Annotated in this window: 23 protein-coding genes and 2 tRNA genes; 5 read left to right on the top strand and 20 right to left on the bottom strand. The window is 40.8% G+C overall.

All coding sequences use genetic code 11. The features are described 5' to 3' along the window. Positions 1–163: 163 nt before the first annotated feature. From DDV96_RS03390 to DDV96_RS03315, 16 genes are all read right to left on the bottom strand, one after another. Positions 164–246 (bottom strand) — tRNA-Tyr (locus DDV96_RS03390). A gap of 297 nt (positions 247–543) precedes the next feature. Next, a tRNA-Thr gene (locus DDV96_RS03385) sits at positions 544–617 on the bottom strand. Positions 618–727: 110 nt separating this feature from the next. Continuing rightward, positions 728–1,030, bottom strand: coding sequence for a ribosome hibernation-promoting factor, HPF/YfiA family (gene hpf / locus DDV96_RS03380; protein ID WP_116693337.1), 303 nt, complete (start codon positions 1,028–1,030; stop codon positions 728–730). Between the two features lie 22 nt (positions 1,031–1,052). Continuing rightward, positions 1,053–1,943 (bottom strand): tyrosine-type recombinase/integrase, encoded by an 891-nt coding sequence (locus tag DDV96_RS03375; RefSeq protein WP_116693336.1) that lies wholly within the window; start codon positions 1,941–1,943, stop codon positions 1,053–1,055. A 172-nt stretch (positions 1,944–2,115) separates the two neighbouring features. Then, a complete protein-coding gene (rpsU, locus tag DDV96_RS03370; protein WP_116693335.1) occupies positions 2,116–2,310 on the bottom strand; it encodes a 30S ribosomal protein S21 in 195 nt (64 codons plus the stop codon). A gap of 86 nt (positions 2,311–2,396) precedes the next feature. Then, positions 2,397–2,831, bottom strand: coding sequence for a hypothetical protein (locus tag DDV96_RS03365; RefSeq protein ID WP_116693334.1), 435 nt, complete (start codon positions 2,829–2,831; stop codon positions 2,397–2,399). Between the two features lie 21 nt (positions 2,832–2,852). Next, positions 2,853–4,277 carry a carboxypeptidase-like regulatory domain-containing protein gene (locus DDV96_RS03360; protein ID WP_116693333.1) on the bottom strand — a complete coding sequence of 475 codons (1,425 nt, stop codon included), beginning with the start codon at positions 4,275–4,277 and terminating at the stop codon, positions 2,853–2,855. Between the two features lie 16 nt (positions 4,278–4,293). Next, positions 4,294–5,460, bottom strand: coding sequence for an acyl-CoA dehydrogenase family protein (locus DDV96_RS03355; RefSeq protein ID WP_116693332.1), 1,167 nt, complete (start codon positions 5,458–5,460; stop codon positions 4,294–4,296). 76 nt (positions 5,461–5,536) lie between these two features. Continuing rightward, entirely contained in the window at positions 5,537–6,412 is an 876-nt protein-coding gene (locus DDV96_RS03350; protein ID WP_116693331.1) for a ComEA family DNA-binding protein, read from the bottom strand. Between the two features lie 30 nt (positions 6,413–6,442). After that, positions 6,443–8,068, bottom strand: coding sequence for an alanine/glycine:cation symporter family protein (locus DDV96_RS03345; protein WP_116693330.1), 1,626 nt, complete (start codon positions 8,066–8,068; stop codon positions 6,443–6,445). A 105-nt stretch (positions 8,069–8,173) separates the two neighbouring features. Further along, positions 8,174–9,184: a potassium channel family protein gene (locus tag DDV96_RS03340; protein WP_116693329.1), complete on the bottom strand. Its 1,011-nt coding sequence runs from the start codon at positions 9,182–9,184 to the stop codon at positions 8,174–8,176. Positions 9,185–9,287: 103 nt separating this feature from the next. Then, on the bottom strand, positions 9,288–9,518 hold the full coding sequence (locus DDV96_RS03335) for a PspC domain-containing protein (protein WP_116693328.1): 231 nt from the start codon (positions 9,516–9,518) through the stop codon (positions 9,288–9,290). Between the two features lie 57 nt (positions 9,519–9,575). Continuing rightward, complete coding sequence (locus tag DDV96_RS03330; RefSeq protein WP_116693327.1) at positions 9,576–10,856, bottom strand: DUF2851 family protein; 1,281 nt, start codon at positions 10,854–10,856, stop codon at positions 9,576–9,578. Positions 10,857–10,899: 43 nt separating this feature from the next. Next, positions 10,900–11,259: a DUF202 domain-containing protein gene (locus DDV96_RS03325; protein WP_116693326.1), complete on the bottom strand. Its 360-nt coding sequence runs from the start codon at positions 11,257–11,259 to the stop codon at positions 10,900–10,902. Between the two features lie 379 nt (positions 11,260–11,638). Next, a complete protein-coding gene (locus DDV96_RS03320) occupies positions 11,639–12,619 on the bottom strand; it encodes a PLP-dependent cysteine synthase family protein (RefSeq protein ID WP_116693325.1) in 981 nt (326 codons plus the stop codon). Between the two features lie 533 nt (positions 12,620–13,152). After that, entirely contained in the window at positions 13,153–14,388 is a 1,236-nt protein-coding gene (locus DDV96_RS03315) for an ABC transporter permease (RefSeq protein ID WP_116693579.1), read from the bottom strand. Between the two features lie 43 nt (positions 14,389–14,431). On the opposite strand from DDV96_RS03315, the gene DDV96_RS03310 reads away from it, so the two are divergent. The 3 genes from DDV96_RS03310 to DDV96_RS03300 all read left to right on the top strand — a co-directional run bounded on the left by DDV96_RS03310 (position 14,432) and on the right by DDV96_RS03300 (position 17,291). After that, positions 14,432–15,784, top strand: coding sequence for an exo-beta-N-acetylmuramidase NamZ family protein (locus DDV96_RS03310; protein WP_240607665.1), 1,353 nt, complete (start codon positions 14,432–14,434; stop codon positions 15,782–15,784). Positions 15,785–16,015: 231 nt separating this feature from the next. Continuing rightward, positions 16,016–16,675, top strand: coding sequence for a carboxypeptidase-like regulatory domain-containing protein (locus DDV96_RS03305; protein WP_133240807.1), 660 nt, complete (start codon positions 16,016–16,018; stop codon positions 16,673–16,675). Beyond that, positions 16,659–17,291, top strand: coding sequence for a hypothetical protein (locus DDV96_RS03300; RefSeq protein ID WP_116693323.1), 633 nt, complete (start codon positions 16,659–16,661; stop codon positions 17,289–17,291). Before DDV96_RS03305 ends, DDV96_RS03300 begins: the two co-directional genes overlap by 17 nt. A 254-nt stretch (positions 17,292–17,545) precedes the next feature. Here the strand turns inward: DDV96_RS03300 and DDV96_RS03295 are convergent, their stop codons facing one another. Continuing rightward, positions 17,546–18,037 (bottom strand): YkgJ family cysteine cluster protein, encoded by a 492-nt coding sequence (locus DDV96_RS03295; protein WP_116693322.1) that lies wholly within the window; start codon positions 18,035–18,037, stop codon positions 17,546–17,548. A gap of 471 nt (positions 18,038–18,508) precedes the next feature. On the opposite strand from DDV96_RS03295, the gene DDV96_RS03290 reads away from it, so the two are divergent. Further along, a complete protein-coding gene (locus tag DDV96_RS03290) occupies positions 18,509–19,240 on the top strand; it encodes a class I SAM-dependent methyltransferase (RefSeq protein ID WP_116693321.1) in 732 nt (243 codons plus the stop codon). A 129-nt stretch (positions 19,241–19,369) separates the two neighbouring features. Beyond that, positions 19,370–20,155 (top strand): hypothetical protein, encoded by a 786-nt coding sequence (locus DDV96_RS03285; RefSeq protein ID WP_116693320.1) that lies wholly within the window; start codon positions 19,370–19,372, stop codon positions 20,153–20,155. Between the two features lie 267 nt (positions 20,156–20,422). Here DDV96_RS03285 and DDV96_RS03280 read toward each other — a convergent pair whose 3' ends face one another. The 3 genes from DDV96_RS03280 to DDV96_RS03270 form a co-directional block, all read right to left on the bottom strand. Continuing rightward, the gene (locus DDV96_RS03280) at positions 20,423–22,063 is read right to left on the bottom strand and encodes an amidohydrolase (RefSeq protein WP_116693319.1); all 1,641 of its coding nucleotides are present in this window, start codon (positions 22,061–22,063) and stop codon (positions 20,423–20,425) included. Between the two features lie 66 nt (positions 22,064–22,129). Continuing rightward, complete coding sequence (locus DDV96_RS03275; protein ID WP_116693318.1) at positions 22,130–22,702, bottom strand: hypothetical protein; 573 nt, start codon at positions 22,700–22,702, stop codon at positions 22,130–22,132. Positions 22,703–22,810: 108 nt separating this feature from the next. After that, positions 22,811–23,143 carry a thioredoxin family protein gene (locus tag DDV96_RS03270; protein ID WP_116693317.1) on the bottom strand — a complete coding sequence of 111 codons (333 nt, stop codon included), beginning with the start codon at positions 23,141–23,143 and terminating at the stop codon, positions 22,811–22,813. Between the last annotated feature and the right edge of the window lies 1 nt (position 23,144).

The following is a 23,144-nucleotide window of genomic DNA, read 5'->3' as shown; positions in this document are numbered from 1 at the left end:
GAAACAACTTTTCAGAAACAATGCACACCCTTTTTTCTGAAAAAAGGAGTACAAAAATAAACAATTCAATATTTATTAGAACGTTTTTGACGTTAAAAAACCCCAAAAGCTTAATCGAAAAGCGCAGCACCATTATGGTTTTTGCCCGCTTAACGCTCTATTGTGGGGAGAGCAGGATTCGAACCTGCGAAGTCGAAAGACAACAGATTTACAGTCTGTCCTCGTTGGCCGCTTGAGTATCTCCCCAATTTTCAGTATGTCAATTCCTTATTTCGATAAGGATTCCTGCCTGCGCAGGAATTTTTAAGAGCCGATGGCACTTCGACAAGCTCAGCAACCAAACGGCGTAAAAACAGATTTTTTAAACAATAACTCAAAAATCTATTTTTCAAAATTTCAAGAGCCGATGGAGGGACTCCCTTCGACTATGCCCGCCTGCTTACCGCAGGTAGGCAGGCTCAGGATAAACTTCTCGTCCCAAAAATAACCTGTCACAAATCTAAATGCAGGTATTTTCCCTGATACACTTTTCAAAATTTCAAGAGCCGATGGAGGGACTCGAACCCACGACCTGCTGATTACAAATCAGCTGCTCTAGCCAGCTGAGCTACATCGGCTTTGAGGCCCTTTTTTAAGCTTTTCTATCGGCAAAAAAAAGTCCGCTATTTCTAACGGACTGCAAATTTATATAAAAATATTATTTAAAAAAATATTTTACTGAAAAAGTTTATGAAAATGCTCTTTGTTTTTGTTTTCGTTTTTTCAATTGGCGCTGTAATGCATGCACGCACTCATCGGTACCTTCTTCAAAAGATTTCGCTTCTTTTTTGGCAATCAGGTCATCACCGGGAATACTTAAAAGTATTTCAACATTTTTGTTTTCCTTGTCGCTGGTTTTCTGGACTTTCAAGAACACGTCGGCATAGATAATGCGGTCGTAAAATTGTTCTAATTTTGAAAGTTTTTTTTCAATAAAGTCGATGAGCTTAGCATCTGCGACAAAATTTGGAGTTTGCACATTTACTTTCATAAGCGAAGTTTTTTGTTAATACTTATTTTGAATTACGGGGGTGCGAGTCTTGGTACACCTGCTTTAGCTTCGCTATGCTGTTGTGCGTGTACTCTTGCGTGGAAGCCAAACTGGAATGCCCCAACAACTCTTTTACCGCGTTTAAATCTGCCCCTTCGTTCAATAGGTGCGTAGCAAAGGAATGCCGCAGGATGTGCGGGCTTCTCTTCACCTTTAAAGAGGCTGTACTAAAATAGGTATTTATTACCCGATAGACAAGTGTTTCATATATTTTAACGCCCTTGCCGGTCAATAACAAATAATCCCGGTCTTTTATTTTTTTTAATCCAGAACGCGCTGCTTTGTACTGGCCGATGGTCTTTACCACCGTGGGCAGCAACGGGATGAGGCGCTCTTTGTTGCGCTTTCCCAAAACCTTGATCGTTTTTGCAGTTTCTGAAACCGAATCCATTTTCAAGTTCACCAGTTCGGCACGGCGTATGCCTGTGGTATAAAACAGCTCTACCATCAATTTATCGCGTATGCCTTCAAAACCTTCGGCTTGCTGAAGCAGTTGCAACACGTCGTTTATTTCTTTTTCTGAAAAAGGAACCTGCACTTTTTTTGATGTTTTTAACGCCCTGTGCTTAGCCAATGGATTTTCACCAATCTGCTTTGTTTTCAGCAAGAATTTATAATAGGTGTTCAAAGAAGAAATTTTACGGTTTACGCTTCTACTGGAAATACCTTCGTTTACCAAACAAACAATCCAACTGCGTATAATGGTGTAGTTTACTGTGGCAATTTCGGAACACCCAAACTCAGTTGAAGCGAATTTCAGGAAGTTTTCCAAATCGTTCTGGTAAGCCTTGACGGTGTGCGGGGAGTACTTTTTTTCTAAAGACATATAATCGATAAAAGCTGAAAAGGGCATGTCGAGGTACGATTTTTAGAAGTACGAGGTACGAATAATGAATTAGAAAGATACTGAAATTTGGCTTAAAGGAATAAAATGAGAATATATTTCATGAAAAAAATCCGCTGGAAACGAATTCCAACGGATGTATGGTTTAGGGTTTGCAGGGAGACCCTGCCTTCGCAAGAGTTTAAATATCTTCCTGATCCCTTAAATGCTGAATGTATTCGGCTTTCTGGATTTGCGCTCTGCGCTTAACAGATGGCTTGGTAAACTGTTGCCGTTTACGTAGCTGACGCATCGTTCCCGTACGATCAAACTTACGCTTGAAACGCTTTAACGCTCTGTCTATATTTTCGCCGTCTTTTACTGGTATTATTAACATAGTGTCATCACCTCCTCTCTTTAGGACGGCAAAGATACATGGATTTTAGATTTTAGACGTTAGATTTTAGATTTTTTTCAGAAAAATCATTCAATACATATCCTACCATCTATTCTTTCAATTTCTCTATTGACATTTAAAGTTGATTTATAGTAATAGCATGTTCCTTCAATCTTTATCAACTCTGTAAGAATACCATTATTGTCATTTATAAATTGCTGATTTTTAGTTATTTTCATTCTATTTTCATCGTATTTCAGCCTGTAGGTACAATCATCAATCCATTCAATTATTTCATAAGCTTTTTTATTGAAATCATCTGCTATTTTGTTTTCAGGGTCTAGAAGTATTTCAATTTGTTTATTTCCTTTTCTAATTATCTTGTAATTGAAAGGTGTTTCTTCATCCGCAGGCACATAAAATTCTCCATTTTTAAAATCAGCACATGTTAATTTTTGCGCACAAGAAGTGAACATAGATAACATTAATATTAACAAAGACAAATATTTGAAAGTAAACATAAATAAGGGTTTAAAAAAAGATTACTCCTTAAACAACGAAGCCCGTTTGCTTAAATCTTGAATAAGCTGTTCTTCTTCATCACTTTCAAGCAACACATTATAGTTTTTCCAGAACGTGGCGTTGTATGGCCTGGACACAAAAATATCTGACGACCATTCTTGTTGTAATGCTTGTTCCACTTGTAATGGATCGTCAATAATTTCAGTAAAAAGCAGTTCTTGTACCGTGTAATAAAACTGTTCTTCCCTATTGGCCTTGGCTTTTTTCTTATCTATTTTATCGGAAGAGCGATTGCCCACCTGTACCAGTTTTGGGGTTTCATAATAGATGTAGCTGGGGTACATTTTATCGTTATACGCTTTGTAAGTGAGTTCCAGTTTGTGGTTCACCAAGGTATCGAAAAGGCTTTTACTCCTTCGTTTTTGTGCAGGGGATGCCGCGACCAGCTTATAATCCACTTTTTTAAAGGCGTAATTGTCCCAGTAAATATACAACCACCCCTCTGGCTCAAAACCTTCGTTATAGATGTTTTTGGTGTTCAGCCCAACATAATCGCCGCCTTTTAAGATTTTTATTTTATACAGTTTCCTATCATTCTCCACCAGCACCGTATCCAACTTAAATTGGTGTGTTTTCAATACACCTTCCCCAAACAGCGCTCCTTTGGCATTGGCATTCCGTATTAGGTTGAGTTTTCCCTTAAACAGGTTGTCCAGACCGTTTACCCGCTCGTCGTTCCACTTTATAGCTTTCACCAAGGAAGCGGTTTCTATGGTGTCGCGACGCAGGGTTTTCGATCTTACCTTTACCTTGTGTTCATGGTATTTAAGATAAGAAGTGTACGCAAAAAGGCTATCCACATCCCTAAGGTCGTAGCTTTTCCTTATCTGGTCAATGTTTACTTTCAGGTTATCCTTGGCTCCGGAAGCAAAACTGGAATCATAAAGCGTAAAAGCGGCTTCGATTAACCATTTAAACTCCTTTTTATTGCGTTCTTTGTGCCGCAAAAACCCTTTTTGCAAATAGGGTTGTTCCGGAAGGTTATCGGGCAGTTCCTCAAGAGCGCGCAACACGATATCGTTTCCGGTCTTGGGCCTGGTTTCGGCAATGATCATGACCTCGTCTAGAGAGGCGATGTCTTCTTCCAAAAAAATATCCATGGAACCGTCAAACTCCTTGACCGGGGTTTTATAACTTTTAAAGCCTATGGACGAAATAACGAGCGTATCGTTCACGAACTTTTCAGGCACGGTCAATGAAAATTTTCCATCGGCATTGGTAATGGTCCCGATGGTCGAATTTTGGACATACACACTGGCACTCTCAATGGGCAACAGTTGTGTGAAATCGACCACCTTCCCTTTTATTTCGGTTTGGGAAAGCGCGGATGCACCAACCAAGCAAAAGATAATACCGAATAGATATTTCAGAAAAGAAAAACGCATAAAGTTTCAGTAAAGATTAGGTAGCTGGCTTGTATTGCTTCCCGTCCATCACCATCTTGGCAATGATTTCGCGAAGTATCTCTGACGTTCCGCCGCCAATGGGACCCAAGCGGCTGTCGCGGGCCAAGCGGGCCAAAGGATAATCTTCCATATACCCGTAACCACCCAAAAACTGAAGACAGTCATACATCACCTCATCGGCCACTTTTGTAGAGATCAACTTGGACATCGTGGCTTCTTTTACCACGTATTCGCCTTCGTCAAGCCGTTTGGTAGTTACGTAATTAAAGGTTTTGCATACCTCCACTTCGCTCGTTAATTGGGCAACCCGGTGGCGCAACGCCTGAAATTTTGAAATAGACTTGCCAAAAGCCACCCGGTCTTTCATATACTGTATTGTATAGTCTATGGCAAACTCACTGCGGGCGTGGGCGTTAATCCCCATAATCAACCGTTCCAGCGCAAAATGCTGCATAATGTAAGGAAAGCCCTTGTTTTCTTCACCCATCAGGTTTTCGACAGGGATTTCCACATTGTCAAAGGCAATCTCGCCGGTGTCACTAGCTCTCCACCCTAATTTATCCAACTTTGTAGATGAAATTCCTTTGGAGTCGCGGTCCATCACAAAAATGCTGATGCCTTTGTTGCCCAGTTCTGGAGCCGTTTTGGCAGCAACCACAAGATAGTCGCTATAAACCCCGTTGGTAATAAAGGTTTTAGACCCGTTGATAACGTATTTATCGCCTTTTTTTACTGCCGTGGTACGCATACCGCCCACATCGCTACCGCCAAAAGGCTCGGTGATACACAGACAACCTATTTTTTCGCCGGCAATACTGGGGGCTAAATACTTCTCCTTTTGTTCGTGGTTGCCTTCTTTGTTCAAGTGGGTTTGTGCCAAATACGCATGTGCCCACATGGCGGCGGCAAAACCACCGGAATTTATTTTTTGAAGCTCTTCCAGAAAGATCACGGTGTAAAAAAGATCGAGGTCCAAGCCACCATATTTTTCGGGATAGTTGATGCCGAAGTAGCCCATTTCTCCAAATTTTTCCCAGATGAAACGATCTATGTCACCGGTTTTTTCCCATTTTTCAATATGCGGAACGACCTCCTTTTGTAAAAAATCTTGAAAACTTTTCCTGAAAAAATCGTGTTCTTCTGTAAAGTACATGCTGCCCATATATAATTGTTTCGTTTTTTAGTATTGTTTTTTGAAATGCTCACAGTTTAAGCCCTTCAAGTTGCAGAATCATTGGTTATTCAGCATACAAATATAACTGAAATAGCTGTAACTTGCTTTTTGACAGCCCTTCAATTTTCTGTAATTCTGAAATATCGCTGACCCTTTCCCGAAGTTTCCTATATTCCCAAATTTCTTTTGCCAGTTCAAACGAAATACTGGGGATGGTGGCAATATCGGAAGCCGAAGCAGTATTGATGTTCATTTTATCGATTGCCTTTGGGGTCTTTACCGTAAACTGAAGCAATGCGCGCTTTACAACGGCGGCATCAAGGCCATATACCTGGTACAATTGAAGGTCGTCTGCAAACCCGCCTAATTTTTCCCGATATTTTACAATTCTGTCGCTGTATGCTTTACCTATCCCGCTCACTTGCTGTAACTGTTCTCTTGTGGCTTTATTTAAATCTATTTTCTGGGCGTAGGGTTTTTCCGTATTGTAATAGGTGTGATTGTTTATTTTTGGTTTGGGGTTGGTAACCCATTCCGGAAACTTAAAATACGGGCTTATCACAGCCAACAGCGAATCGGAAACTTGGGTCACTTTTTTGAAATCTGCTGCAGAGTTGATCCATTGATCGGTACTTCGGAATTTTCTCAACCGATCGAATTCTTCCGTAGAAAGACCAAGCGTATAGGCTTTGTAATCGGTTATGAAGTTAGGGTTAAAGGGGTATATTTTAGGTTTTTTAGCCGCTGTTTCAGCCGCACGGAGCGAATCCAGTTGTTTTTGAAGGGTTGCAATTTCTTCAGAAGAAGTGTTAAAGGCTGGTTTTTCTGAGAAATCCATGAAATGGTACACCCAAAGCAATATAAGTATGAGCAACACCAATAGTAAAACCCCACCTCGTTGCGCCCTATTGAACCTGAAGTGGGGTTTTATTGTTTTCATACCTCAATATTTAGTTGAAACCCTTAGCTTCTAAAGATGCTTGGTAAGGTCGTCTGCCCCACTGTCGATCGCCTCTTTCTTTTTGTTTATGGCTTTCATATATTTTTTAAGTTCCTTTCGTATTACTGGTGTTAACAGCACGACCCCAATAATATTGGGTACCACCATCGCAAATATCATGGCATCAGAGAAGTTTATGACCGAGCCAAGGGTTATGGACGCTCCTACCACCACAAAGATCAAGAACAAGAACTTGTAAACCAAATCGGTGATTTTACCTTTTCCGAATAAGTATTTCCAGCCTTGCATCCCGTAATAAGACCACGAAATCATGGTAGAGAACGCGAACAAAATAACGGCTATGGTGAGCACGATGGAGAAATGCGGTATTACCGTATCGAATGCGGTGGCGGTTATCTCCACGCCTTCGGTAATTTCGGTTCCGTATTCCATGAAACCTGCTTCATAATTGGTGATTATGATAACGAGTGCGGTCATGGTACAAATAACCACTGTATCTACAAATGGTTCCAAAAGAGCAACAATACCTTCACTGGCAGGGTATTTTGTTCTCACCGCCGAGTGGGCAATCGCTGCAGATCCCACCCCGGCTTCGTTGGAGAAAGCCCCGCGACGGATCCCTTGAATCATCACGCCTATCAAGCCTCCTGCGATTCCCAAACCAGAGAAAGCGCCTTCAAAAATAAGCGCAAAAGCATCCCCTATGTGATGGTAGTTGGCTACGAGTATTATAATCGCTGCCAACACGTAGATACCAGCCATAAATGGGACAATTTTTTCGGTAACCGATGCTATTCGTTTAATTCCCCCAATAATGACAATAGCTACCAAAACGGCCATCCCTAAGCCAAAATATAGGCCGGCGTTGGGGTTTGAAAATTCAAAAAGCTGTACAAATTGTGCTGCCGCTTGATTAGCTTGAAACATGTTTCCACCTCCAAAGGAGCCTCCTATTACGAATATCGAAAATATAACGGCGAGTACTTTCCCAATACCGCCCATTCCTTTTTCGCCTAATCCTTTTTTCAAGTAATACATAGGGCCGCCGTAAATGGTTCCATCGGGGCCTACATCCCTATATTTTACACCCAGGGTACACTCGGCAAATTTTGAAGCCATCCCCAGAAGCCCTGCAACTATCATCCAGAAAGTAGCCCCAGGCCCTCCAATGGACAAAGCTACAGCTACTCCGGCAATATTACCCAGCCCAACGGTAGCAGACAGCGCCGCAGTAAGTGCCTGAAAGTGGGAAACTTCCCCTTCTGCGCTGTCATCGCGTATGGTTTCGATTATATTTTCATCTTCGTTTGGCGTAGGGTCGCCATATAAAGTATCGGCCCCGTGTTTTTCAATGTCTTCATATTTACCGCGAACCACTTTAATGGCAGTCCAAAAACCTGTAAAGTTTATTAACTTGAAATAAATGGTAAAATAAGTGGCACCTCCTATTAAAACGATAAGTACCCAGGGAATCTGAAATGTTTCAGAAAAAGGAATTTCATAAAAAATAAAATCTACGAACCAGCCGGTGTACTTTTTAAAAGTAGCATCTATATTGGCCGAAGTACTAGCATCTTGCGCAAAAGTTAATAATGGGGTTAAGATTGTAATTAGGGAAAGCAGTAGCTTCTTCATTGTCGTTTTTAGTTGGTTACTATTCGCTTGTAAATTTTATTTTGGCAATATGCTAAAAAAATTGAGGTATTTCAAACATTTAAACGTTAAAAAGTTAACAGTTTGCTATTGATTGTATAATTTATTTAGGCTTCTAATTTGGTCTGGCCTGCCAATAAGAATTAAACTCGACCCCTTTTCAAGTTTCATCGAAGGCTCCGGATTAACCACATAACTGCCGTTTGAAGCTTTATAGCCAATGACCGAGCAACCCGTTTTGTTGCGGATGTCCAGTTCCAGTATCGCTTTTTGAACCCCATCGGGGCACACGTTCTCAAAAGGAATCTGCTCGACGTTAATGCTGTCTTTTTCGCCAGAAACCGAAAGATTGTCTAAAAATTCGACCAAATCTGGGGTGACAACCAAATTTGCCATGTGGTCACCGCCTATCTTATCGGGCATGATCACGTTGTCGGCCCCTGCGAGTTTCAGTTTTTGATAACTGGTCTCTTCGGTGGCACGGCTTATAATTTTCAAATCGGGATTTATTTGCCTTGCCGAAAGCACGATAAACAGGTTGTCTGCGTCGCTGGGCAGCGCACAGATTAAGGTAGCAGCTTTTTTTATCCCCGCCTGCAGCAGCACCTCATCTTCTTCGGCATTGCCCAAAATAAAGAGAGTGTCAGTCTCGTAAAAACGCTCTACAATCTGTTCGTCTATCTCGATGACCACATAATCCTTTTTATAGTCCTTCAATTTTTCAACCGCTTGCTTACCGTTTCGGCCATAGCCACATACAATTACGTGGTTTTGCAACGCTTCGATTTTTTTCTCCACTCGTTTTTGTTTTAAATTGCCAATATTGTTCTTGCTCAAAAGGTATTCGGTAATTACCGAAATGGCATAGCCCACTATAAAGATACTGGAAAGTATGAGAAGGGATACGAATATTTTTTCGATAGGCCCTAACGGGCGCACTTCCTGAAACCCCACCGTGGTAATGCTTATTACGGTCATGTATATAGCGTCAACCCAAGCGTAGCCCGAAAAAAAACTAAAAAACAAAATCCCTATCGAAAAAACGAGGATCAACAGGAAAACTGCTCCGTATATTTTTGAATTGACCAGCTTTTTCATTCGCTTGATTTATTTGAAAAACCGGAAGTTGCCTGCCTGCCATCTGAGCTGGGAATGCTTATAAGAGCCATTGTCATTTCAATTTTATTTTTCACAAGGCATTTCATAAATCGAAAACCGATGTCCGTTTAGCGTACACCAAATCTTTTAATCGCAACCAAAAAGCCAAGGTTAAATAAAAAGCGAAGCCTATTCCCAAGGTGGCAAATGACAGGTAAATAAAGAAAAGCCGAACATTTTTTACCCGCATTCCCAAACGGTCTGCCAACCGGGAGCTTACGTAAAACCCCCTTTTTTCGAAAAAATACCGGATGTTGTACACCAACTGTAACATACCTGCAAAATACTATTTTTTTGGTACAAATTATTAATAGCATCCTGCAAAACATGGTCATTCGCGTTTTTTACCCAAAACAGCATTGCCTACCGCACATTGCAAACAACGTACCTTGTCGCAATATTCTTTTTTAAGCTGAAGCAAGCCCTGCGAATGCAATGCCGTTTCCGCAATCGGCTTTAATTGGTTGAATTTTTTTATGATACTGTTGTCTTCTTTGTCTATCGAAGAAGCAAGTTGAATAAGTTCTTCTGAAATATCCTTTTTAACAGCGTTAGCGTAACAAAATTTCAAAGGTATAACGGTGTTAATGAGCAACAAATCGATGAATGCAGTAGTCAATTTCCGTTTGCGTTTTGTAGAAACCACGCCAAAATTGTAATGTGTATTCCAGTATTCTGAAGCTGTTACACTAAAGATTTCATAAAAAGCTTCTTTATTGTGGGTTGAAATTATTTTTGAAAGCAAATGCTTTTGCCCAGCATACAACATCGCCAATTGCGAGAGGCGGATGGTTGGAAAGTTAGGCGGCCGCAACCTGAAATATTTGGGCGCTACAACGTCAGCATTTGAAAGCTTAAACTTTGTGGACAAATAACCGTATTTATCCTGAAGGTCTTGAAAATAACCGTCTTCATTTGTTTCGTTCAGCAAACCAGCTTGTCCCAAAAATAAGGCTTCCAGTTCCTGTGGTTTTTCAGCGCATTTTTTCACTACTGAAAAATCCAGTGATTGCGCCATACTGTAAAAAGCCGCGCCGTTAACCTTTAACCCAAAGTTTTTGGCCAACAGGTTGAACAAAACCGCTTCCCAATGGTTGTTGGATGCTTTCAGCTCTTTTAAAATCAATTGAGACTTTTGCTGAAGCCGTTCAAAGTACAGGTTTTCCAACCAGTTATGAATTGTAAATGCCTCTACGTTCGGGAATTCTTGTTCACAAGCAATCCAGCGCTGTTTTTTTGAAAACAGCTTGCGGTAGGAGTCTAGGGTTGCTGTATTTAATATGTTCTTGACTTCCACCGTAGGAATGGCCGAATTGTCTTTTGCAAAAACAGCAGCATCGTGTTCCCAAACCACATGCAGTATCACCGAATCGTAAGCGGGGTCTTTTTCGTGATGGTGCGCGTACCAATCTGAAGATTTTAAATGGATTTCAACATTCCCGGCCCACATTTGTTCGCCAATGGACACTTTTGCATTGAAAAAATCGGGTCCGGCATCGTGATTGTGCTGCCCAACCGAAAGTACTTTTACGGTTTGTCCTTCTGAAGTTTTTAATTGGGTGGTGGTAAATTTCTGGAACTTCCACGCGTAATGCAGAAAATCTTCTTTCATGGGTAAAACGAATTACGGGGAGTTTCAATAACGAAGATACATTTTATTTTGAAGCCTTGCCTTCTTTGTTTTTATCTTGATCCTCTGGGATGGTATCGGTAAACAGTACCCTATGCCATTTATAGAGCCTTCGGTTTAAAACAATGTACCGCATAACACCGACGCCCAAAAAAACCACGCACACCACCAAGGCCACATAGCCCAACCAACGGATGCTCTGGAAATCATCTAAGCCCAGCAATGCCAAACCACCCAATAATAGATATAAGGAGGCCTTAATATAAGCCAGCAAGGTTCGTTCGTTTGCTAATTTGGTACGTTCCAAAGCTAATATTTCCCGTGTATTTACCGGTACGGGTTTGGTACGTAAATATTTAAACAGTTTTTGTGCTTCGCGTTTCATGATACTCTAAAAGTAAAAAAATCCCGCTCCAAATGCAATGGAACGGGATTTGTTTTTTGGTTAAACTGTAGATGGGTTTATAAGTTGTGACCGATTCGCTATGAGCTTTGGGTAATTATTATTCAACATTCGTCTGGCGGTCGCTTCGATACTTCCCGCAAATGCGGGACACTCAGCAACCTTTATGGGCGTTCGCTACCCTTTCGTAAATCGGTACTTCGTCATTGGTGTTTTCGGTACAAATTTGTAATTCCTATGGGTCTTACAAATTTACTCAAACATCTTATCTTTTGCTTAGTTATTATAAACCGTACTTCTTAATTCAGACAGAATACGAAACCAGTCAAATTACTTGATTGACTGGCCAGATTAAGAGACCTTATTCCAAGAATCCCTGCTCGCGCATCCAATCGTCATTATAGATTTTGGCGACGTAGCGGCTTCCGTGGTCATGGAACAAAACGACCACCACATCATCTTTGGTAAAATGCTCTTTTAACTGCAACAAGCCTTTCATAGCTGCGCCTGCCGAGTTGCCCAAAAACATGCCTTCTTCTTCGGCCAGTTTCCGTGTGTAAACCGCTGCGTCTTTATCGGTTACTTTTGTAAAGCCATCGATAATATCAAAGTTTACGTTGGCCGGCAAAATATCTTCGCCAATGCCTTCGGTGATGTATGGATAGATTTCATTTTCGTCAAATTCACCGGTTTCATGGTATTTTTTGAACACGCTTCCGTAGGTATCGATGCCCCAGATTTTGATATCGGGATTTTGTTCTTTAAGGTATTTACCAACACCGCTAATGGTTCCGCCGGTACCGACACCCACCACAAAGTGCGTGATTTTCCCTTCGGTTTGTTTCCAGATTTCCGGGCCGGTGCTTTCGTAATGCGCTTTGGTGTTGCTCGGGTTGTCGTATTGGTTCACGTACCAACTGTTCGGGGTTTCTTCGGCCAAACGTTTTGAGGTGGAATAGTATGAACGCGGATCGTCCGGTTCCACATCGTTTGGGCATACAATTACCTCGCTGCCCACAGCCCGTAGCACGTCCATTTTCTCCTTGCTCTGTTTATCACTGATTACGCAAACCATTTTATAGCCTTTTACAATGGCTGCAAGTGCCAATCCCATTCCGGTGTTTCCGCTGGTGCCTTCAATAATGGTCCCGCCGGGTTTTAAGCGGCCGTCCGCTTCGGCATCTTCGATCATTTTTACGGCCATCCGGTCTTTTACCGAGTTGCCGGGATTGAAGGTTTCGTATTTGGCAAGGACTAAAGCCGGGATTTCTTCGGCCAGTTTATTTATTTTAACCAAGGGTGTGTTGCCAATGGTTTCCAACATGTTTTTTGCGTATTTCATAGCTGTTTTTTATCGATTGCAAAGGTACAGTTTCGTTCATCGAACTACAAGATTTTCTATGAATCAAAGTGAAAGGCTTTTGGGTAATTTGTTTAATCCCACGGAACAAGAAATGGATCCATCACAGTCATTAAAAAAATTCCAATAGTTTTATGAGCTTAGGAGATTCTTTTAACTGCGCTTAATCCTTATCTATTTCTCAATATAGTATAAACAATATATGCTTTAACCTTGTTATAACCACTTTATAACTACGCTATAACCACGCTATAACCTTATATTTATTTTGTAGGTAATGTAAGGAGTATGTTTGGCAAAAGTTACTGTTGGAAAGGAATAAGGTGGGAATTTTTATTAAATTAAGCTCGGTGGGTGTAAGTGTTTCATGATTGTCAAATCTATTGAACTGTCAGTTTGAGCGTATCCCGCCGGCATGCTCAGACTCATATTTTGCTTAAAAACCCTGAAACACAACGTATTTCAAGCAAAATTTTAGTTTTCTCCGAGGGGTTAAATAAAAAGTATTTTAATCCCTACTCAAACCGGATCGCCTTTACCGGGGATATTTTGGCAATGATATATGAAGGGATCAACAACATCAACAAACACAGCAAAAAAGTGCCTATATTCAGTAATGCTATGTAGCCGAAATCTAAATAAACCGGAGCCTCGGTAACGTAATAGGTATCTGGGTTCAAAGGAAACAGTTTAAAATATTTCTGGAGGAACAACAATCCCAGCCCTATTAAGTTCCCCCAAAACAAACCGACACCAATTAAGTACATCGCATTGTAGATAAACACCTTGCGCACGCTCCAATCACTGCTTCCCAAAGCTTTTAAAATTCCGATCATTTGGGTGCGTTCTAAAATCAACACCAATAACGCCGTAATCATATTAATGCCTGCCACCAAAATCATAATCCCGATAATAAGCGCGATATTGAAATCGAAAAGATCTAGCCATTCAAAAATGGCCCCGTATTTTTGTCGGATGGTCTGGGTGTCAAGCGTGCTGGCCGTTTGGTTGTAAACAGCATTGCCAACGGCTTGAATGTCGTCAAAATCGTTTACGAACACTTCAAAAGCACCTATTTGGTCGTCATCCCAATTATTGAGGCGTTGAATATGACGGATATCGGCGATAATATATTGTTCGTCAAACTGCTGAAAGCCGCTGTTGTAAATCCCTACGATTTTCAACCCAAGCGAGCGTGGTTTTTTATTTTCGGCATCTTGCAAAAAGAAGGTATTCATCCGGTCGCCCACTTTAAACTGCAAGCGGTTGGCCAAATATTGCGAAATTAGGGCTTCATCGTTTAGGTTTTCAGAATAATCGGGCAATCTTCCGGCTACCAAAAAATCCTGGAAAGCGCTCCAATTGTAGTCATTGCCGACGCCTTTAAACACAATGCCTTCAAAGTCTTCTGCGGTTCTTATAATTCCGCCTTTTAAAGCGGTAACCTGAACGTGCTCCACCCCCTTAACGCCCGAAAATTTAGGATAAAAATCTTGGTTTTTTGATATGGGGAATTGTGAATCGTTGGAGAAATTAGTGTCAAAATTAGTGATAATGATATCGCCGTTAAACGCCGACACCTTTTCGCGTATTTTTTTCTGAAGCCCGACCCCCGTGGCGATGGAGACCAACATCATTACAATACCGATGGCAATGGCGGTAATAGCGATTTTTATAATTGGCGTCGAAATACTACTTTTATAGTCCTTGGAAGCAATGATGCGCCGGGCGATGAAATATTCGAAATTCACAAATTGGGTTATGGGGTTATGTACGTTCAAAAATACGGTTTTTATGCTGTTTTTCGGTTTTTTATCGTGTGGAAGTTCGGTTTCTGAAAGAGAACCCGTAAACGAAAACACCTTGGAGCGCTACATTGAGGTAGCCGCCGATATAAAAGAGGACAACGAACGCGATCTGGAACGGAAAAAAAAGAAGGCCAAGAAAGAGAAGAAATATGAAATCGAGGTGGGAACGCTCAAGACAGAGGATGAAACTAGGAAGCTGGAACAGGGGAATTTAAACACCGATGATAAAAGCGAAGTAAAAAGTGCGGTTATGGTTGGTGCCGATAGGTTCTCGGCATATTCTGGATTGCTGAAAAACAAATCGGTTGGAGTGGTTGCCAATCAAACATCGAGGGTTGATAACAACTCCAAACATTTGGTGGATTTTTTAATTTCAGAAAACATAACGCTTACAAAAGTGTTTGCACCAGAACACGGTTTCCGTGGAACGGCCGATGCGGGCGAAGTGGTTAAAGATGGAGTGGACACCAAAACCAACTTACCGATTATTTCGCTCTACGGAAACAACAAAAAGCCAACGCCCGAACAGTTAAAAGGGATTGATGTCATGGTTTTCGACATACAAGATGTGGGCGCCCGGTTTTACACCTATATTTCCACGTTGCATTACGTGATGGAAGCCTGCGCCGAAGCCGATATCCCCGTGGTGGTTTTAGACCGCCCCAACCCCAATGGGCATTACATTGACGGCCCCATTTTAGAACCGGAACATACCAGTTTTGTGGGGATGCACCCGGTACCGGTGGTCCACGGAATGAGCATTGGCGAATATGCGCAAATGATCAACGGCCAAAGATGGTTGAAAAACGGTTTAAAAACCGACTTAAACGTCATAACCGTTACAAATTACACCCATAATACTGAATATTCGTTACCAGTAAAACCATCGCCCAACCTACCAAACGATACCGCCATAAACCTCTACCCCAGCCTTTGTTTTTTTGAAGGGACCATTGTGAGTGCAGGTCGTGGCACCGATATGCAGTTTCAGGTTTTTGGCGCGCCTTCGTTGCCTTCCAAATTATATCCGTTTACGTTTACCCCACAAGCCAATGACGGGGCAAAATACCCGAAGTTTAAAGGGGAAACCTGTAACGGTTTAAATCTTCAGAATCATAAAAAACTGGATCAATTGAATCTGGAATGGCTTATAGAAGCATACATAGCCTACGGAAAGAAAAAAGATTTTTTCAATAATTTCTTTACCAACCTGGCTGGCACCGAAAAACTGCAAGAACAAATTGAAAAGGGATATACCTACCGGGAAATCAGGGCTACGTGGTTGAAAGGATTGGAAAAGTATGATACGATGCGGGAGAAGTATTTGTTGTATGAGTAAGTCATGCCGAGGAGGCCAGCCTGAACGATCATTCGGGCAGGTACGACGAGGGATCACATTTGAGTGAAAGGTAATAATGGCAATAAAAGTAGCACGTGACAAGCAGAATGTGACCTCTCCTGCGTCGAGGTGTCGAGCAGGATGAGATTTCTCCTTTCAGTCGAAATGACTGAGTTAGAATATACTTTTCCTACAAACAATTATTTTATGTATTTTGCCTAAAAATACGATTTGAAACTACAAATACCCCTCCTATTCTTATTTAGCATGTTATTGCTTTCTTGTGATCCGGAAGTCAAAGAAAATGAACGATCTTTAGTAAAAGGAACTGTTCTAGATTTTGAAGGAAATCCTATTGCGATTGTTCCCGTGACCACCACAACTGGAAAATTGTTATTAGGAGAAGACTTTACTGATCGTAATGGAAATTTTGAATTCACTTCCCTTGAGCCCAAATCTGGTGACTTAATAATTGACGTGAATGCAGAAGATGACAATTCACCTTTTGGAACGTATTCTATTATCTATAGCCAGAAGCCGCTTCAACAAAATTATAACCTTTCAAACATCACTTTACGTAAAAAAGCAATTCTTGTTTTCGACATCAAAAAAACCAGTACCGAAAACAGTACATTAGATTGGTCTCTAGAATATACCGAACCTTTTTGTGAGGTTTATGATGATGAAGAAACCAATCAAAGTATAGGCCGCTGTTACGAAAACACTTCTTTTAGTGAAATTTTAGATGCTGCAAACCCTGATTTTGAATCTGAATTTGCATCAGTGCAAAACACAACTGCGCAGTTTACCTATCAAATTAATAAGGAAGCGCCACAGACCATTTCAATAGAACTTACCGAAGCAACCAATTTTTATGAATTTGAATATTAAGCAACTTATATTTGCTATAGGTATTGGTTTTATCACCAACACCTATGCTCAAGAAGAAAAGAAAACCACAGAACAAGTAAATGACATTACTCAAGATGATCATTATGCAATGTTCAAAATTGGTTATTACAATCCAATTGCCGTTGGGGATAATTTTGCAAATGAAGCACTGGAACAAACAGGAGGTGTGGAGTTTTCTTTTTTAGCAAACGTTTTTGAAACGCCTTTTTTAATAGGCTTTCAATACAATTATTTCCACAGCAATGTAACAAACCAAGAATTGGTTGGTACGTATGATGATTCAGAAATTCACTCCTTTGGACCACTATTGGGATATCAATTGCTGTTTACTGAAACTTGGCGCGTAACGATAGCTTCTGGCGTTGGTATTACACATTATAAAAACAGAGCCTCAAATGAACATTTTACCGACACCGCAACTACTTTGTGGGTCATCCCAACTGTAAGTTACCATTTCAATAAAACTTTGGGTGTTTATTTTTCGGGTTCTTATCGAAGGGATTTTATGAATATTCATACCCCAGATGGATTGGATTCCTTTTTTAAATCGGCCAATTACGTAAGTTTTAGCCTTGGGCTGCAGATACTTATTTAAAGCGGTGTTTTTATAGAATTTTGTAAAATAAAAGGGGGTAACTCCACTTTTGTAGAGATAAGATAGAATAGACACAGTCATGCCGAGGAGACTCGTCTGCACGATCATTCGGGCAGGTACGACGAGGGATCACATTTGAGTGAAAGGTAATAATGGCAATAAATGTAGCACGTGACAAGCAGAATGTGACCTCTCCTGCGTCGAGGTGACAAGCAGGATGGGATTTCTCTCCCGAAGCTTCGGGATCGAAATGACTATGGTAGCCGTTTTTTCATTTCTTCCACAATATTGAAGGCCGCAGGGCAAATGGCGATATTTTTCAACGTTAAGTTTGAGATTTGCTGGAATTTCCTTCGGTCGGTATGCGGGAATTCCTTGCAGGCTTTTGGACGTACATCATATATACTACAGTAGTTATCGTCGCCTAAAAATGTGCACGGAACGCTTTGTAATACATAATCGTTCTCTTCATCGAGCTGCAAATAGGTTTCGATAAATTGGCTCGGTTTCATTTTAAAATGTTTGGCTATTCGCTCAATATCCCTTTGGGTGAACAGTGGCCCTGTGGTTTTGCAACAGTTGGCGCAAGTAAGGCAATCGGTGCGTTCAAACTCCTCGTCATGCAATTCTTGCATTATCGCATCTAAGTTTTTAGGCGGTTTACGCTTCAGTTTTTTAAAGAACTTTTTGTTCTCGTTATGTGTATCTTTGGCGCGTTGCGGGAGTTGTTTCAGGATTTCTTCCATAGCAAAAGCAAAAGTACGAAACGAGGTACGAAATACGAAGTACAAAATACGAAGTGCGAAATACGAAGTGCGAAATACGAAGTACGATTTACGATTTATGAATGATTACAAAGGTGTTTGAGTGGATTTGTAAGACCCGCAGGATTACAAATTTGTATCGAAAACACGAACGACAAAGTACGAAGTACGAAGTGCGAAGTGCGAAGTGCGAAGTGCGAAATACGAAGTGCGAAATACGAAGTACGATTTACGATTTACGATTTACGATTTATGATTTATGATTTATGATTTATGATTTATGAATTATTACAAAGGTGTTTGAGTGAATTTGTAAGACCCGCAGGGATTACAAATTTGTATCGAAAACACGAATGACGAAAGAAGAAAGATGAAAGGCGATTTACGATTTTTAAAATACTGTTCATTAAAATGTAAAGCCCAATTAGCTCATAATTCAACAAACAAAACCAAATGACCGATATTATAGGCAGCGCCCTGCTCGATTATTACCACGGAAACCATACCGAGGACATTGTGACCGAAACCAATATCACCGAAGAAGACGTGATGCCGCTCCCCTATCTCTTCCGAAGCTATGCGGAAATGCCCCCAATTGAGCAAAAAGCGCTGGATTTGTCGTATGGAAAAGTGCTGGACGTTGGTTGTGGCGCGGGAAGCCATTCGTTATACCTCAAAGAAAAAGGGTTGGATGTTACAGCCATCGATACTTCAAGAGGCGCTGTGGAGGTTTGTAAACTACGTGGCCTCAATCAAGTGGCACATATTGATTTGCTTCAGTTAAAACACAAAAAATTTGATACCATTTTACTGTTAATGAACGGTACCGGTATCTTTCAGAAATTGGAATTCGTTTCAACGTACCTTCAGAAATTAAAAACACTGCTCGCCCCAAAAGGACAGGTTTTAATTGACAGCAGCGATATTCAGTATATGTTTTCTTCGGCTTCGCTTAGTGGCAGTGATATTGTTGAAGATGCGCATGTTCTTCACCCTAAAGACGGTTATTATGGTGAACTGGAGTTTACAATGACCTACAAAGGGAAGAAAAGCGATCCCTTTTATTGGGTTTATTTGGATGCAACAACATTTAAAAAAGAATGTCGAAAAAATGGCTTTGATTTTCAAATAGCGCACAAAGGGAGCCACCACGATTATTTGGCGAAACTCACAACTGATAACTAACCGGCTGAAAGCTTTTTCAAAATATTTTGGCTATATACGGAAATGCACATTCATGCGTTAAAATAAAGCTGCCCGTTTTTAGATTATTCATTTTAAGGGTATGTTTGCTAAAAATATAACGATTGCACTATGAAGATTTCCCTCCCTGCCTTATTTCTTTTCTTTTTTTCCACCTTAGTTATTGGCTGTAAAGATGACGACTCAAACACCATAGACCCTACGGCCGAAAACAAAAAATCCTTGGGGAAATCTGCAGAGGACATTCTATCGGACGATATTTACCAAAGCCTGACAATAGAATTTGTGTATGCACCGGGATACCCACCCACCGAAGAGACCAAAATTGCTTTGGAACAATTTTTAGACCAACGCATAAAAAAACCGGGCGGCATTATTATTAAGGAAACCGTTATCGATCCGCCTACCGGAGCCCCGTTTGATATTGATGAAATAAAAGAAATTGAAGAAAATAACAGGACCGCTTATACCAAAGACGATAACTTGGCGGTTTACGTGTTTCTCTCCAATGGGAAATCGAACAAGGATACCGATAAAACCGTAACCTTGGGCACGGCTTACCGAAACACCTCTATTGTGGTCTATAAAAAGACGTTGTTGGACTTAATCAACAACAATCAAGGAGGCGGTGATTTGGCCACTTTGGAAACCACCACTTTAGAACACGAATTTGGGCATATTTTGGGATTGGTAAACATCACCAACGACGATATACACCCCAAAGGCCACGAAGATGCGGACAACTCCCGTCACTGCGTCATTGACAATTGTTTAATGTATTTCCAAGCCAGCAACACAGGACGCAAGGAAGTAGCGCGATTTTTACAGCGCAGGGCCACAGTGCCGCAATTGGATTCCCTATGCATAGAGGACCTGCAGGCGAAAGGGGGCAAATAGGCTGGATGCTGGATGCTGGATGTTGGGTGTTAGATGTTAGATGTTGGATGTTGGATGTTGGATGTTGGATGTTAGATGTTGGATGTTAGATGTTGGATGTTAGATGTTGGATGTTGGATGTTGGATGTTGGATGTTGGATGTTGGATGTTAGAGGAAAATACGAGTTTGCAATACAAAAAAAAACTGTTTTGCACATAATCCTTCAAAACAGTTTTTCGTTATATTCCATATTCTTTTAATCTATTATGCTCTTTAGGTCAAAAGATTTATTCTTCTTCTAAGCTAAATTCTTTTTTTCCGTTTATAAAGGTAGCAACAACCTTGGTGTTGGGGATGCTGTCTTCGGAAACCTTCATGATATCGCGGCTCAATACCGTGAAATCGGCAAACTTCCCTTCCTCGATGCTTCCTTTTTCACCTTCTTCAAAATTGGAATAGGCGGCCCAAATGGTCATCCCTTTTAAAGCTTCTTCCCTCGATAAGGCATCTTTTTTCTGAAAGCCCTTTTCAGGGTGATGTGTTAAATCCTTCCGCGCTACGGCGGCGTAAAAGGTGTACATCGGGTTAACTTTTTCTACGGGAAAATCGGTTCCCAATACGATGATGCCTGCATTGTCCAACAGCGTTTTATAAGCGTACGCCCCTTTTATCCGTTTGGGGCCAATGCGGTCTTCGGCCCAGTACATATCGCTGGTGGCGTGGGTAGGCTGTACGGAAGGTATGATGTTGTTTGAAAACATATCAAAATCCTGTTTGCTGATTATCTGAGCGTGCTCCACTTTCCAACGGGCATCGTTTTTGCCTTTCAAAGCCGATTGGTATGCCCGCAACACCGCAATGTTTGCCGAATCGCCAATGGCATGGGTGTTCATTTGAAAACCGGCACCCGCTATTTTATCTGCCAAAGCTTGTAAACTGTCTGCAGGGGTAATCATCGCGCCAAAATGCCCGGGCATATCGCTGTACGGCTTCCGCATAGCGGCGCCTCTTGAGCCCAAAGCCCCATCGGCATATACTTTTATGGAACGCACGCTTAATCTGTTGGTTTTTATTTTACCGTTGTTCAAGTAATAATCCAGGTTCTCCGGGGTATTGCTCGCCATGGCATACATGCGCAGGGCCATACTGTCTTTTTGCTGCAAAGCATCGATAAGCTCGATAATCTCCCGGTCCAACCCAGCATCGTTAACGGTGGTCAATCCGTTTTCGAGGCATATCCTTTCGGCATCGAGCAGCGCTTGGGTATTGTAAGCTTTGTTTTGTTTTGGAAATGTTTTCTTCACCATTTCCATAGGAGTATCGACCAAAAGGCCGGTAAGGTTACCATTTTCCACGCCAATAAGCCCGCCGTCCATTTTGGTTTTGGGAGTGATGCCCGCCAGTTCCAGAGCTTTGCTGTTTACGATCATAGCGTGGCCATCGATACGGGTTAAGGCAACAGGCGTTTCAGGGAAAAGCGAATCCAGTTCCTTCTTGGTGGGAAACTCTTTTACATCCCAATCGTTCTGGTCCCAACCACGGCCTATTATATAATCTTTATTTTTCTCTTTCTGAAATGTGATGACCCGCGCCAACACCTCATCGTAGCTGGTGGTTTCGGTTAAATCAACATCTTGCAGGTTGACACCTAATCCGTACAGGTGGGCGTGCGCATCGATCAATCCCGGCACGATGGTTTGCCCTTTGGCATCGTAGGTTTCAGCAATGTTATATTTCAACTCCAACTCGGGTTTTATGCCGATTTCCAAAATTTTCCCGTCTTTGACCACAAAAGCATGTTCGGTATCAAAATTTTCATTTACCGTATAAATAGTGGCATTTTTCACTAAAAGATCTGCCGGAATTTTTTCTGGGGCACAAGAAATAAGCAGACTTAAAAGAAATAATAGGGGAATAACTTTTTTCATAGGTTGGGTTAATTTATTTTATTAGCGTAGCATCTGATTTAAACTATACAGTATCGAAAAAAATTTTTATTCCGATAAATCTTGAGTCAATTGAAGGTTTCCTGCATAGGTCCCATTGATTGTTCCAAAATCTTTAGTATTTATCGAAAAGTCTAAAATATAACTGTTGCCTTCTCTTTCAACATCTAAAGTTGCTTTAGTTATTTGTCCATCACTAGTAATTGATTCTGAAGAAACCACACAATTATTTTCAACTACAATATTTGTTAAAACCGTAACATCTTCTATTGTGAAATCATTTTGATTTGGATGATAGTTATACGTTCCAGATTGAAGACCATTTGTAGAAGATACAATTTCATTAAATATAATTCCGTTTGTCAAGTTAGTGGAATAATCACACCCAACACCATAATACTCTTTATTTATTATCAATCCATCTAGAAGAAAAACGGTTTGTTGATTATTATTAAAGCCGAAATTCTCAATGATAAAACCATTTGGAATAGAAAAATTTGTTCCATCTAAAATAAAGTTAGATTCAATTTCTGTATTTTGGATAGGGTTGTCATCATCTGATGAACAAGACCAAAAGGTAATTACAATTAAGAGTCCAATTAATAAACTATTATTCTTCATGTAAATTATTGTTTTAAATCTATTGCATTGCAAAAATAAAAAAAGCAACTGTAACGACGGTTGCTTTTTTAACTGCGATTGAACGGGCATCAAACCCCTAAGTATGGATTAAGTATGGTTATAGAGCCTGTAAAGTCTATCCACGGCTTTTGAAAATTGAGGAATACTCATGTTTTTTCCTTCCCGTATGGTTTCTTTACCATCGAAGAAAACCACCGTTGTGGGGTTTGTAAACACCATATAATGAGCAGCGATTTCAGGATGTTGTTCCAGTACAATTTCAAAAAGAAGCATGTTTTGAAAATTTGAACTAATTACACTTTCAACTTTAGGTTTTAACGCCTTGCAAACACTACAGCGCGCTCCTGAAAAATATAACAACACCGGTCTCCCAGATTGAATAACCTGTTGTACTTCTTGTAAATTTTGAGGTTGCTTCATT

It is taken from the genome of Marixanthomonas spongiae (assembly GCF_003095375.1).
GTDB lineage: Bacteria > Bacteroidota > Bacteroidia > Flavobacteriales > Flavobacteriaceae > Marixanthomonas > Marixanthomonas spongiae.
The sequence above is the reverse complement of the archived record's forward strand: the minus strand, read 5'-3'. Positions and strand labels throughout refer to the sequence as shown.